The sequence below is a fragment of the Alteromonas aquimaris genome, from assembly GCF_026183695.1.
Taxonomy (GTDB): Bacteria; Pseudomonadota; Gammaproteobacteria; order Enterobacterales; family Alteromonadaceae; genus Alteromonas; species Alteromonas aquimaris.
Genome location: NZ_JAPFRD010000013.1, coordinates 115,453 through 129,879 on the forward strand (window position 1 = coordinate 115,453; position 14,427 = coordinate 129,879).

The 14,427-nt window shown below is 45.9% G+C and carries 10 protein-coding genes; 4 read left to right on the forward strand and 6 right to left on the reverse strand.

Annotated features, from left to right (window positions below):
- Positions 1-22 precede the first annotated feature (22 nt).
- From glgA to arcA, 3 genes are all read left to right on the forward strand, one after another.
- Complete coding sequence (gene glgA, locus OPS25_RS15050) at positions 23-1,465, forward strand: glycogen synthase GlgA (RefSeq protein ID WP_265618696.1); 1,443 nt, start codon at positions 23-25, stop codon at positions 1,463-1,465.
- 135 nt (positions 1,466-1,600) lie between these two features.
- On the forward strand, positions 1,601-3,256 hold the full coding sequence (locus OPS25_RS15055; protein WP_265618698.1) for a sensor histidine kinase: 1,656 nt from the start codon (positions 1,601-1,603) through the stop codon (positions 3,254-3,256).
- 128 nt (positions 3,257-3,384) lie between these two features.
- On the forward strand, positions 3,385-4,092 hold the full coding sequence (gene arcA / locus OPS25_RS15060) for a two-component system response regulator ArcA (RefSeq protein WP_265618699.1): 708 nt from the start codon (positions 3,385-3,387) through the stop codon (positions 4,090-4,092).
- A gap of 173 nt (positions 4,093-4,265) precedes the next feature.
- Here the strand turns inward: arcA and pmbA are convergent, their stop codons facing one another.
- Positions 4,266-5,597, reverse strand: coding sequence for a metalloprotease PmbA (gene pmbA, locus OPS25_RS15065; RefSeq protein ID WP_265618701.1), 1,332 nt, complete (start codon positions 5,595-5,597; stop codon positions 4,266-4,268).
- 68 nt (positions 5,598-5,665) lie between these two features.
- Between pmbA and yjgA the strand changes: the two genes are divergently transcribed.
- Positions 5,666-6,211, forward strand: coding sequence for a ribosome biogenesis factor YjgA (yjgA, locus tag OPS25_RS15070; RefSeq protein WP_265618703.1), 546 nt, complete (start codon positions 5,666-5,668; stop codon positions 6,209-6,211).
- A 63-nt stretch (positions 6,212-6,274) separates the two neighbouring features.
- Here the strand turns inward: yjgA and tldD are convergent, their stop codons facing one another.
- The 5 genes from tldD to OPS25_RS15095 are packed head-to-tail and all read right to left on the reverse strand — an operon-like array spanning position 6,275 to position 14,426.
- The gene (gene tldD, locus OPS25_RS15075) at positions 6,275-7,723 is read right to left on the reverse strand and encodes a metalloprotease TldD (RefSeq protein ID WP_265618704.1); all 1,449 of its coding nucleotides are present in this window, start codon (positions 7,721-7,723) and stop codon (positions 6,275-6,277) included.
- Positions 7,720-8,541, reverse strand: a complete 822-nt coding sequence (locus OPS25_RS15080; protein ID WP_265618705.1) for a carbon-nitrogen hydrolase family protein — start codon at positions 8,539-8,541, stop codon at positions 7,720-7,722. The genes tldD and OPS25_RS15080 overlap by 4 nt, the downstream gene beginning before the upstream one ends.
- Positions 8,534-12,370 carry a YhdP family protein gene (locus tag OPS25_RS15085; protein WP_265618706.1) on the reverse strand — a complete coding sequence of 1,279 codons (3,837 nt, stop codon included), beginning with the start codon at positions 12,368-12,370 and terminating at the stop codon, positions 8,534-8,536. Before OPS25_RS15085 ends, OPS25_RS15080 begins: the two co-directional genes overlap by 8 nt.
- A gap of 8 nt (positions 12,371-12,378) precedes the next feature.
- The gene (gene rng, locus OPS25_RS15090; protein WP_265618707.1) at positions 12,379-13,845 is read right to left on the reverse strand and encodes a ribonuclease G; all 1,467 of its coding nucleotides are present in this window, start codon (positions 13,843-13,845) and stop codon (positions 12,379-12,381) included.
- Positions 13,842-14,426, reverse strand: coding sequence for a Maf family protein (locus OPS25_RS15095; RefSeq protein WP_265618709.1), 585 nt, complete (start codon positions 14,424-14,426; stop codon positions 13,842-13,844). The genes rng and OPS25_RS15095 overlap by 4 nt, the downstream gene beginning before the upstream one ends.
- Position 14,427 lies beyond the last annotated feature (1 nt).

Genomic DNA, 14,427 nt, shown 5'->3' on the forward strand with positions numbered 1-14,427 from the left:
TTTTTTTGCGTGAGGGGTGACTGTGAACATTGTATTTGCCATATCTGAAGTGGAAGACCTGGTTAAGACGGGGGGCCTAGCTGATGTAGGGAAAGCACTCCCTATTGCGTTAAAAGAAGCCGGCTATAATGTGATTATTGTGCTGCCGTACTATCAGGCAATAGCCAACCAGTTGGAAATGGCACCAGAAAAACTGGCGTCGGCCTGTCCCCAACAAACCTTGTTTACCCAGAGTCAGGTTTATCACTTCGATGTAAAGCAACTCAACTGGAACGGTATCGACGTTTATTTCATTGATTACCCGGAATATTTTTCTCGAGAAGGTTTATATAGTAATGGCTACGATGTTTACAGAGATAATGGAGAACGTTTTAGTTTTTTCTCTGGCGCCGTATTAAATACATTGCCAGCAATTGGCTTTCAACCAGATATTATTCATTGTCACGACTGGCATACCGCTATGCTGCCCTTTTTGATGGAACATGAACATAGCGGTTACTTTGAAAATACCTCTACCGTGTTCACTATTCATAACGCTGCCTTTCAGGGCGTCCATCGATTAGAGAGCATCCCATTTTTACGTCATCATCCTAATATTCTGTCTCAGGTACACGGTGGCTATATCAATATGCTGCAATCAGGAATTGAATTTGCCAGCAAAATAACCACTGTTAGCCCAACTTATGCACAAGAATTGTTAACCAATCTGGGCAGCCACGGCCTACATGATCGGTTAGTGGCAAGGCAACAAGATCTAATCGGCATACTGAATGGGTGTGATTATAGTCAGTGGAATCCTGAGCACGACGACTTTTTACCTGAAAATTATTCCGTCGAAACGTTACAGGCAAAATCAGCCAGTAAAGTGGCCTTGCAACAACTAGCCGCTTTACCGCAACAGCAAAACGCCCCTTTATTCGGCATGGTCTGCCGCTTAACTGAACAAAAAGGTTTCGGTTATTTACTGCCTATACTTAATGAGCTGATGCATCACAAGATTCAAATGGTGATTGTGGGCACTGGCGACCCCGAGGTGTGTATGGACTTAGGCGAATTTGCCCAACTGCATCCCGATAAGTTTGCGTTTATCAGCGGATTCAGCACCAAACATGCCCATCTGGTAGAAGCTGGCGCCGATTTTTTCTTGATGCCCTCCCAATTTGAACCGTGTGGCTTAAACCAGATGTATAGCTTAGCTTACGGCACCATACCGATTGTGCGCGCAGTAGGGGGCCTGAAAGATACGGTAGTAGATATCTCCCAGGATAAGGAACAGGCCACGGGGTTTGTGTTTGAAGAACCCAGCCCGCAAGCATTATTAGGGTGTATTCGCCGAGCTCTACTATATTTTTATGAACATCCCGCAGAGTTCCGACAAATGCAAATAAGGGGTATGCAGACGCGTTTTACCTGGCAAGACGCCGCAGCGAATTACGCGGCACTTTATCGTCAGATTGCTTCATGAAAATAGCAAACTACTACCTACGCCAGGCCGATTCATAAAGATTTGGATTTTGTCTTCTTTTACTTTTCCAGCGTAATAGGCCACTATAAGTGAAATTACTGCATTCAACGTTCTGTTTATTGTAAAAAAATATTAATGACTGAATCCAACGTTAAGTTTTCTATTCGCAGCTTGTTCCTTTGGGTAGTAATGCTCATTATCACCTTCACGCTGGTGTTCTCTTCCAGTCTTTCGATGTATTCACAAATAAAAAATTATCGTCAGGAGCTGGCTAATCAGGTCATCACGCTGGCGGAATTAATAAGCCACAACGCTGGTTATTATTTAAAAACCATGAAGCCTGAAGAAGCTAGTGCACGCTTGAAAACGTTGGAAGCTGCAGATATTTTACAAAACGTGGTTATTTACCAAGGCACACCCTCACCGGATGGAAGTCAACCAAGCCGTTTTGCCGAATTTACCCATTCAAGCGCAGCACCCATCATTCCACCGGCGAGTATCTTCAATCAGGTTCGCCACGCCCGTTTTCATGAAGACTCCATTGATGTAACGATACCGATCCGTGAATCAGGCGGCACCATTGGTTATGTATTTGTTAAAGCCTCGGCAGCCAGTTTTCATGAGATGGTAGGCGATGCTATCTTCTTGAACCTTTCGGTGATGCTGATCATGTTAGTGGTGGGTTTGATATTAACAGTAAAACTTCAGCGCTTTATTACCGAACCCATCGAATATCTTGCGGAATTTCTACAATTAACTTCACGTAAACGAGACTACTCAGCCCGCGCAGACAGCTCACGAATAAAAGAGCTCAACATTCTTTCTAAAGCGGTCAACATTACCTTGCGCCGGATTCAAGAGACCATCCAAAAGCAACAGGCCGCAGAAGAGCAACACCGTGAACTTAATACGCGTCTTGAAGAGATGGTCAATCAGCGAACGTTGGCCCTGAAAGATGCTAATCAGGAACTCATTCAGACTCTGGAAAAGCTACATCAGTTCCAGCGTCAAATTGTGCAGAACGAAAAGATGGCGTCATTAGGCGATATGGTTGCCGGTGTCGCCCACGAAGTAAACACCCCTATTGGATTAGGGGTCACCGCATCGACAATGATGCTTGACCGCATTGATACCATTCAGGAACAGTTTGAAAATAAAACGCTGAAGGCCAGTACAATGGCTAAGTTCCTGAGCGAAAGCCAGGAAAATCTAAATATCATTTACCGTAACCTTAATCGTGCGGCTGAATTGATATCCAGCTTTAAACAGGTGGCGGTTGATCAAACCAGTGAAAACAGCCGTGCGGTGTGTGTAGCTCAACTAATCAACGAAATTTTATTGTCTTTGCGCCCCCGCCTTAAAAAAGTTCATCACCAAATTGACGTTAATGTGAATCCTGACCTGACGGTGAACACGAAAGCCGGCCCGATTAACCAAATTATTATTAATTTAATTATGAATTCGATCATCCACGGCTTTGAAGACGTAGAAAGCGGACAGATAGTAATCAGTGCTCAAATGATGTCTGCGAACAAATTGAAGTTGATCTATCGGGATAATGGCAAAGGTATCCCAGATGATATCCGTAAACGAATTTTCGACCCGTTTGTCACGACAAAACGAGGACAAGGGGGGTCGGGACTTGGGATGCACCTAGTCTATAATTTAGTGACCCAAGCGCTCAATGGCACTATTTCACTTTCCAGTGAGGAAGGTCATGGCGTAGAATTTGTTATTGTCTTCCCAGTTACGGATGCAACAGCAAAAGAGAACCTGAATTTACGTCAATAACCCTTGTTATTTCAGTTCAGGCCCCAATTACTTTCACTTAGTTGCCGAAGAGACTTGCAAACCAGCCCACGGCTATTAAAATTTAATCCATCACCGACTTAAATCATTGTAAAAGAGTGTGAAATAGCATGCAGACGCCTAATATATTAATTGTTGAAGACGAGGTGGTTACTCGTACCACCCTGAAAAGCCTGTTTGAGGCAGAAGGCTATAACGTTTTCGAAGCTGAAAACGGTGACCAGATGCATGACTTTTTCGAAAACAACACGATTAACCTGGTAATTATGGACATTAATTTACCGGGTAAGAATGGGCTCATTCTGGCGCGTGAAGTGCGCGATCGCAAAAACGTTGGTCTGATATTTTTAACTGGCCGCGATAATGACGTTGACCGTATTCTGGGTTTAGAAATAGGCGCGGATGATTATTTAACTAAACCATTTAATCCACGTGAACTTACCATTCGCGCTCGTAACCTGTTGGCCAGAACTACCAACTCGGCTGAGGATGACGATCTCCCTAGTCGCGTAAGTTTCAATGGCTGGACATTAGATGGCGATAGCCGCTCGTTAATCTCTCCAAATGGCAAAGAATTCAGGTTACCGCGAAGTGAGTTTCGTGCGTTGCACTTATTTCTGAATAATCCCGGTAAAATCCTTACCCGCGAGCAATTAATTATGGAGATGACCGGACGAGAACTGCGCCCTAACGACCGTACTGTAGATGTGACAATTCGGCGCATCCGCAAACATTTCGAATCGGATCCGGGTGATCAGGAACTGATTGTGACAATTCACGGAGAAGGGTATCGATTCTGTGGTTCGGTAGACAATTAATACTCCCGTTTCTGCCCTTTCAATGCACATGCAGCATTGTTAAGCGGATTACTAAAAGGCCATATTAAATGGCCTTTTTTTGTTGCCTGCATAACGAATTTAGAAAGTTATCCAACTGCCAGAGTGAATGTGTTCCCTAGCAACAAGCTTGACCGCTTTCGTCGCCCGTATGACTAATTCCCCGCGATCCGCATATTCTCGATTAAGACAGAGCCTGTTTGCACACTGCCCCGAGTCTCGCGTGTGGCGCCAATAGCTTTAATGTTGGCAAACATATCCATCAAGCTCCCGGCGATTGTCACTTCATGCACCGGATACTGGATCACACCGTTTTCTACCCAAAAGCCCGCAGCTCCTCTGGAATAGTCGCCGGTAACAATATTCACTCCCTGCCCCATCAATTCTGTTACCAATAGCCCCGTCCCCATTTCTTTTAGTAACGCGTCGTCGCTGTGTCCTGAGTCCCCTACAATCCAGTTATGAATGCCTCCGGCGTGCCCGTTACTTTGGGTATTGAGTTTACGGGCGGAATAGGTGGTATATAGATAGGTTGCAAGTTTCCCGTTATCAATGATGGTCATATCCTTGGTGGCAACGCCTTCATGATCGAAGTTGGAACTAGCCAGGGCAGACTTTAGATGAGGCTTTTCTTCAATGGTCAGCCATTCTGGAAAGAGTTGCTGGCCCAGTTTATCCAAAAGGAAGCTTGAACGCCGATATAAGCTACCGCCGCTAATGGCACTGACAAGATGACCAAATAAGCTGGACGCTAAATCACGGTGCAAAATAACAGGTACGTTCGCTGTTTTAATTTTTCTCGCGCCCAAACGTTCAATGGTTGCCTGGGCCGCTTCCTCTCCTACTTGCTTTGGAGAATATAGACGGGATGCTTGGCGGTCCACGGAGTAGGCGTAATCGCGCTGCATTTCATTACCTTCGGCGGCAATCATCATGCAACTGATACTGTAACGACTGCTGGGATAGCCCGTATTAATGCCATGGGTATTTCCGTACACACGCATACCCATATTGGCGTTATACGAAGCGCCATCCGAGTTAACAATGCGTTTATCGTAATCTAGGGCTGCCGCTTCGGTTGCTAACGCAATCTCTATCGCTTTTTCTGTATCAAGTGCTTGCGGATGATACAGGTCCAAGTCTGGAAACTCAGTGGCAATTAATTCTTTGTCTGCCAAACCCGCGCACGGATCTTCATTGGTGTAACGCGCAATATCAACGGCTTTTTCCACCGTTAACTCCAGCGCACTTTTACTTAAATCTGCTGTGGATGCGCTGCCTTTGTGCTTACCAACGTAAACGGTGATCCCGAGGCCACCGTCATTAGTAAATTCAACATTTTCAACTTCACGTAAGCGCGTGGAAACTGCAATTCCCTCCACTTTAGACATACTGGCTTCGGCTTGGGTGGCACCTTTCTGCTGAGCCATTTTCAATACATCAGCAACCACTTCCTGGATCTCAGCAATCTGCTGTTCTATTTGCATAGTTTGTTTCGCTATCAATTGGTATGTGTCACAATATTGCTAGGAAGTGTAACACTTATGAGCGACAAATGAGCCACCAGAATGAATATTCTGACTGGGATGATGAGCCATCTCCGTCACATGATGATGAATTGGAACCGTTAAGCAAATCTGAACTTAAGCGGCAGTCTGCTGCGTTACAGAAGCTGGGCCAAGAAATGGTAAATTTAACCCCTGCCCAGCTAGCCACCTTTCCTCTCGATGATGAATTAGCTGATGCGATTGCTGTAGCACAAAAAATTAATCGTAAAAAAGATGGCTATCGACGTCAGCTGCAATTTATTGGCAAACTGTTAAGGCAGCGAGAAACCAACGAGATAGAGCAGGCAATGGCGATGCTGAATCAGCAGCATGTCCAGCAAAATGCGGAATTTCATGCATTAGAAAAAGCCCGTGATGATATCGCAAATCAAGGTGATGCGGCTATTCAAGAAATATTGGCAGAGCACCCTGAGCTGGATCGTCAGAAATTAAGGCAATTTTACCGCCAAATTAACAAAGAAAAAGAAAAGTCTGCGCCGCCTAAAGCCTATCGTGAATTATTTCAGTACTTAAAAAATACGATAGGCAGCTAATAAGTTTCACCGCATGGGCGTAAGGCTGATTGGCAAAGCGGAATAAATGAAAAGGGGCAGCGTTTAAGCCGTCCCTCCTACTGTGAGTTCATCAATTTTGAGGGTGGGTTGACCTACCCCTACTGGCACGCTCTGACCATCTTTTCCGCACACGCCGACACCGCGATCCAGTGCCACATCGTTACCTATCATGGAAATTTTCTGCATCACCTCCGGGCCATTACCAATTAAGGTCGCCCCTTTTATTGGCGCAGTGATTTTTCCATTTTCAATCAGATAAGCTTCGGCGCTTGAGAACACGAATTTGCCCGAGGTGATGTCCACCTGCCCACCCGCAAAATTAGGTGCAAAAATGCCTTTATCAATGGATGCGATGATTTCTTCCTGACTATATTGACCTGCCAACATATAAGTATTTGTCATTCGTGGCATGGGTAGGTGAGCAAACGATTCACGACGGCCGTTACCTGTCGGCTTAACCTTCATTAAACGAGCATTTAACTTATCCTGCATGTACCCTTTTAAGATACCGTCTTCAATCAGTACATTGTGTTGTGTGGGGGTACCTTCATCGTCCACGGACAATGAGCCGCGACGGTCAGCCAGCGTACCGTCGTCAACCACCGTAACGCCTTTAGCAGCGACGCGTTCGCCAATACGACCGCTAAAAGTGGATGCGCCTTTGCGATTGAAGTCGCCTTCCAGGCCGTGACCGACAGCTTCATGCAGTAACACACCTGGCCAGCCATTGCCCAAGACCACCGGCATTGTGCCAGCTGGCGATGCCACCGCCTGCATATTGATACGGGCCATATGCAAAGCTTCTTCGGCTAGCCTTTCATATAGCGGTTGACCATCTTCATCAGCTTGGAAAAAGGCATATGTGTGCCGACCACCCGCACCGGCGCTGCCACGCTCCCGACGATCATTATTCTCAATTAATACTGAACAGTTCAGGCGTACCAGCGGTCGAATATCTGTTGCCAGCGTACCGTCCGTCGCCGCCACTAATACTTCTTCGTACACCCCGCTTAAACTGACTACCACCTGATTTATACCAGGTTCCTGTTTGCGGATATAGGCGTCAACCGCCCGTAAAAGAGCTATTTTTTCCGCATCTTCCATGCCCAAAATTGGATTATCTGAGGAATAACGCGCACTATACCCTTTAGCATGGAGACCGCTGACTTGATGCTTGCCGCCCTGCGCAGATATGGTGCGAGCCGCGCCGCACGCTTTCATTAACGCTTCGCTACTTATTTCGTCTGAATACGCAAACCCCGTTTTTTCACCACTGACAGCGCGCACGCCAACACCCCTTTCCAGGCTGTAGCTGCCATCTTTGATGATACCGTCTTCCAGCACCCAGCTTTCGTGTTGACTCGATTGAAAATAAAGATCTGCAAAATCATTATCGTGTTGATAAATTGCGGCTAAGGCACGTTCTAAATCCTGCAGATCAAGGCCTGAGTCGTCCAGTAAATGTTGTCTTACGTTATTTGCTAGCGTCATTCGACGATGTGGCTCCTAAATCGGTTATGTTGGGCCAGGGGCATACGCTGTTTTAGTGTATCGCGCTCCCTCAGATCGCATTCCGCGATTGCCAGCCCGGGTTCATCTGTACGCTCCACCAGCAGGTCGCCCCAGGGTGAATAAACCAGGCTATGACCATAGGTTTTACGATCATTCGCATGCGTACCGCACTGGTTCGCACCTACCACAAAACATTGGCTCTCAATTGCTCTGGCGCGTAAAAGTGTGTGCCAATGGGCCTTACCTGTGGCGCGAGTAAACGCTGCTGGTAATACTAAAATATCGATATCGCCCATAGCAGAAAACAGGCCGGGAAAGCGCACATCATAACATACTGCCATCCCTATACGCCCAATTTCTGTGTCGACCGTAACGATTTGATCACCTGGCGCGGTGTGTTTTGATTCTTCATAACTGCCGGTGTTATCAACCACGGCGACATCAAATAAATGTATTTTTTGATAATCAGCCAGCCTTTCTCCAGTGGGTGAGAACAGCAATGATGTCGCCGCAAATTTTTCGTCGTCAGCAGTTTTAATCGGAATCGTACCACCTACAAGGTAGCAGCGATATTTTCGCGCCAGCTCAGCCAGACGTTGTTGTATTGGGCCATCGCCGAATGCTTCTGCCTTACCCAACATAGCCCGATCGCTAGCACCGAAATATGCAAAGCACTCTGGCAACACCACCAATGCGTTTTCAATCCCTGACGCTACAGAGAATTGTTCTTCCAACCACGCAAAATTCGCCTCAATATCAGGATTTGACGTCATTTGCACTGCACAAAGATTAACCATTATTCACCTCCAGTTTGACCGGCTCCAGATCTTGCTTGATAGTGTCATTTTCTCCAGTCGGTTCATTCATGGCTGGTAATGGCACGTTTTTGCTATCGCGGCCGACCTCTTCAAACACAGGATTACTGATTGTTCCTGTAACCCGGTAATTAACATTGGATATTACTTTTGCTGATGTAAGCACTTGGTCCAGTGCCAAAGCAGCCAGGGCTGTGGGTGGTGTCGCGAGAAAGTACACTAAAAACGGTAGATTACCGGTCACGTTGGGTGTGAACGAAACGTGATAATTAAGTTTTTCCTGAACCAGATCGGTGTAACCTTTGATGGTTATTTCACCTGCACCACCATCTACTTCCGTATCTTTTGTAACCGCTTTTCCATTTGCAATCTGCATACTGCCTTTAATTTCATCATAAAAGAATCCTTTGGCAAAAACATCTCTAAAATCCAAACTTAATTTTCTTATCAGCGAATTAAAGCTAAATAGGGTAAATAGTCTTGAACCTTTGTCACTTAGTTCACTTAAGTATCCGTCTGACAACTCCCATTTCATCTCCCCGCCTAAATTTGCGACCGAAAAGTCCATAGGCGAATCGCTCCAGTTTAGCGTAAATGTCATGTCTGCTTCCGAGTCTTTGATGCCTGTATCCAATCCAAAGTTACTTAACATTAACCCGATTTCGTCACTGGTCACACGCCCGCTAAGTTGGGTTTCGCTACGTTGGTTATCGTCAAACCAGTTTCCTGTGGCGGTTATCACCCCATGTTTACCTTGCGCTCGAAGTGTACGAATAGACATTCCATCCGGAGTTTTCACCATGTCCAGGGTAACTTCCCCTAGTTGTTTATCCGCATAGCGGCATTGTTGGCAGTAAAAATAGAACGGGGGCAGGGACTCAGCATGCCACTTTACTTTTTCATCGGCAGCGGGCATTTGCCAGCTGTCGATATTGATATAATCTGCATTAATATTGACTCCCTTGATTAACCATTCATTAAACAGATTAACTTGCGCTCGCGCCTGGTTTGAGTGCAAATCAATAAGCCAATCATTGTTCTTTTGTTTGCTCGTAGCTTTAACATTGGTAAGGGTCAGTCCTGCTACCTCCACTGTTTTAGCATCCAGGATAATCCGTTCTGGTAAAGTGAATAGCGGCGCAGAGGAAGAAGTAGCTTGTCCACTTAGGGCGTTGACCAAGTCATACCAATCATCGGCATTGAGCGTATCTACGTTAGCGAAAATACTGAGGCCGACACCTTGACTAACAAAATCATTCTCACCAAGCGAAACATGCGCTCGTGTGAATTGCCTGATTGGATGACTAAGCACACCATCAAACTGAATAGTCGGACCTGCCGTGGCTGTCACTATTGATGACTGTGCGTTACCTTCGCTTACCAGTTGCAGAGACTGCGCTACATTCTGTTTTTTGTTCAGCGGAGCTGGCAAAGCTGAAGCTACTGCTAGCAGGTCTGCGTCAACCTTCGCGGTGTAGGAAAAGCCTTCGTCTGGTAAGGTAAGGTCGATTTGCGCGGTAACGGGTGCCGCCCCTTCCAGGTAGTCAATCAGTGGTGAGTTCACTGCCGAAAGCATCTCATTAATGTTCACCTCCCCTTCTGCGCGAATATCAACCAGATAACGGTCATCATCAAACTTACCGCTGAAATCAAATTGAAATGGTTGGTCAAAAATAGCCGCGTGCAGCCCTGAGGCACTAACCACGTCGTTGTGAAAGGATACTTCTCCTGAAGCATTCGCAAGGGTTAATCCTAATGCATCCACTTTAATATTGTTGCCGGATAGCCTTACCTTTCCGGTGGCAATCACCTCGCCTGATTGACTTAGGGGTATGGATAGATCTAAATCTGCATTTAGTCCGCCATTAATTAACAGTTCATCATTGAAAAGCACTCCTAACGAAGGCTGCATTTCGCTGTTTTGCATCAAAGAGGCCAGGTCCTGCCCTGTGCCCCGGCCTTCTGCATGAATAGTTAAAACAGGATGTGTGCCGAGCATATCAGGTATATGGCCAACTAACTCTTTCACCGTAATCGTTTGTAGTTTTGCAGCAGGTGCAAACATGCTAAGGCCAGCATTTTCAAACAATAAGGTAAGGTTGAGATCGGTCAGCGTCGGCCAGCTTTCAGAAAATAGAAAGTGGCTATTCTGAATTTCGACTGCCGCCTGAAAAATACCGTTATTATCAGCGTAAGGAAACTGATTGAGCTGACCGTGCCACAAGACCTGCGCTGACTGCACTTGTCCCGGCCCCGCCAATGCGTTAGTAAGATAATTAGCGGTTTCTATTCCCATGGTTGCCGCTGGCAGGTATAACCCGACTTTATTTAACGGCACACTACTCAGATCTGCCTGATAGGCTAAGTGCAAGTTATCCAGTTGCAGATTGAACGACTGAATGATCGTGAGGGGTTCACTTGCTATGGTAAATTTTTCACTCGTGGCAAACCAGCTATTATCTTGTTCGTAAACGTATAATTTTCCCTGAAGGTGGTTGATAGGAAGGTTGTGCGCAAAATTGTTATCAGCAACTAACGTTGCGTTTTTCGCCCCAAGCCAAACTACACCGCTATTGCCGTACCAGTTTACATCTATATCCAGCGCATCAATTCCCGGCAACTGGCCTTGCTGGTTCCAACTCACCCCTAATAATTTCGCCGAGACGTAGGGTTGCCTATCTTTCCACTGAAACTGCAACGTCGCAAGCTGGCCTTGGGGATGCAGATTAGAATAGTTGTCGTCCTGCGTATTGGTAGTTAATAACGGTAGCATATCCAAAAATGGATTTACCGCTACAGGCTTGATGGTATTAATAACAATATTGCCATTATGGCTATAGTGACCGACTAAGTCGGTCACTATGCTTTCGTTGTTGGCATTAAATATCAGCCGGTCTATACGAAAATTCCAGCCTGCATCATCGGGCAGTGCCTGAAAGCTTCCACCCATGATACCGGAGTAAAACGGCTGCGCATCGTCTCCGCCCCATTCCAGTAAACTCTCATGGAAATCAATCGCGACGCGATCCAGTTTACTTTGGCGAACTTCAACCCAGGCTTCTACATTGGCTTTACTTTGCGCCAGGGGGCGGGTAACAGCGAGACGAGGTGCAACCCAGGGTGAAATATCCAGATCCACGCCCTTTGCGTAAAGCGTTCCGGATAAGTCATCTTTGTTACCCCGTAAATCGATTAGGAACGTAGCGGTATTACGCGTTAAGGCTTCAACGCTCACCTGCCCTTCACCACGGTGAATCTCATCATCGTTTAACCAGGTGAGATGCTTAATATTGAAGGTTTTGTTACTGGCTGGCCCGGCCAGGGTGATCTTGCCATCGTGTAATGAAAAACTTTTAAGTTGCTCTAAAAATAAACTTTTCAAGGCACTGACGATGGGAAAGTCCGTCTCAGACTGTTGCACTTGCTGCGTGTTAATCGTTAGCTGGAGATCTGACAAATGAAATTGTTCAGAGCTGATTTTTCCCGAAAACAGCGATTGCCAAAGATTGAGCTGAACAAACACGTTCTGAATAGTTAAGGCGACGGGAGACGATTCGTTTTGCTGCAAGGCCACATTGGTAAGCACTATGCTGGGCCCCGCACTTTCCCAGACGGCGTGCACCTCGTCAATAGACAGCTCAACGCCATAAATATTGCGAGCATAATCTTCCAACATATATTTTTTATGTTCAATATGGGGAAGAGCGTAACGTAGAACGCTCAGGAAGACTGCAAACACAACTAGTAAAATGGCCAACGTCACCCATAATTTTCTGAGTATCACCGTAGCCATTTGCGTAACTTTACTCACAGCTGCCTCTACATCATCACGACGTCGTATTTGTCTTGATTATACAAAGGCTCAGTCTGAACTTTGATCTGTTTACTAACAAATACTTCCAGTTCAGCCAGCATATGAGATTCCTCTCCCAACAATGCATCAGCGACCTTTGGCGACGCATACACCACAAATTTATCAGCATCGTACGCGCGATTGACGCGCACAATTTCACGCATAATTTCAAAACATATTGTTTCAATCGTTTTGACTGAGCCTCGTCCTTTACAAACAGGGCACTCACCACATAACACATGCTCAAGACTTTCCCGAGTGCGCTTGCGCGTCATCTCGATAAGCCCAAGTGCGGTAAACCCATGAATATTAATTTTGGCGCGATCTTTACTGGTGGCCACTTCAAGACTGTGAAGCACTCTGCGTTTATGGTCTTCATCGACCATATCGATGAAATCAATTAAGATCATTCCACCTAAATTACGTAAACGTAGCTGACGGGCGATGGCCTGTGTAGCTTCAATATTCGTATTGAAAATGGTTTCTTCTAAATTTCTATGTCCAACAAATGCGCCCGTATTAATATCTATCGTGGTCATTGCTTCGGTCTGGTCGATAATCAGGTAACCACCTGATTTGAGATCGACCCGACGCTCCAGCGCGCGTTGGACTTCATTTTCCACATCATATAAATCAAAGATAGGACGTTCGCCCGGATAATACTCAAGCTTACTGCTTAGTTCAGGAACATATTCTTTAGTGAAGTGAACCAACTCCTGATGAGATAGTTTAGAGTCATTGCGAATGCGATCTAACTCTGTGCCAACAAAGTCTCTTAGCACGCGACGCGCCAGCGGTAAATCCTCGTACAATACATTAGACTTCTTGCGCTGCATACGCTGCTGAATTTTATTCCACAAACGTCTTAAAAATGCTGCATCCTGCGACAATTCTTCATGATTGACCCCTTCTGCGGCAGTTCGCAAAATAAAGCCGCCCTGATCATCACAAAACTCCTGCACCAACAATTTCAATCGTTCACGTTCACTTTCATCTTCAATACGTTGAGAGACCCCAACATGGGTGACGCTGGGCATGAACACTAAATAGCGTGAAGGAATGGTGATATCGGTAGTGAGTCTGGCCCCCTTCGTACCAATGGGATCTTTTACTACTTGGACGACGATATCCTGGCCGTCTTTGACTAAATCACGTATATCCTGTTTGGTAATATCGCTGGTATTCACTTCACCCACGACTTCACTATGTATAACGATATCGGAAGCGTGTAAAAAAGCCGCTTTTTCCAAGCCGATGTCGACGAAGGCAGCCTGCATACCAGGCAACACCCGACTGACTTTCCCGCGATAAATATTGCCCACTAAACCGCGTTTGGTATGACGTTCGACATGCACTTCCTGCAAAATGCCATTCTCGATCAGCGCTACACGCGACTCAGAAGGGGTAACATTTATTAATAGCTCCGCACTCACGGCGTCACTCCAAATTCTTTAAGTAATTGTTTGGTTTCATACAGAGGCAATCCGATAACCGCGCTGACGCTGCCATTCACTGATTTTACGAACTGACCACCAATACCTTGAATTGCATAACTTCCCGCTTTATCAGCAGGTTCACCAGACTGCCAGTATGTGACCATTTCTGTAAGGGTCAAGTGCGCGAATTGTACTTTCGTATTAATACACTGACTTTTTGTAACAGAAGCTGAACAAACGCAGATGGCCGTTAAGACCTGATGCTCTCTTCCGGACAGGGCCGTAAGCATAGCGATACATTCTTCTTGATTGGCAGGCTTGCCAAGACTTACGTTATCCAGCTCAATCAGCGTGTCTGACGCAAGTACAACCGTTTTCGTTTTATCTTCCTCTGACAATAAGTTAAAGGCCGTAGAGGCTTTTTGTTGTGCCAGCCGGACCACTTGCTGTGCTGGTAATTCACTTGCTAGCGGAGATTCATCTATATCCACTGCTTTAATCTGGTGGCGAATACCTATTTGGGTAAGTAAAGCAGTTCGACGAGGAGAAGCGGAAGCCAACAAAAGTTCGGGCGGCATG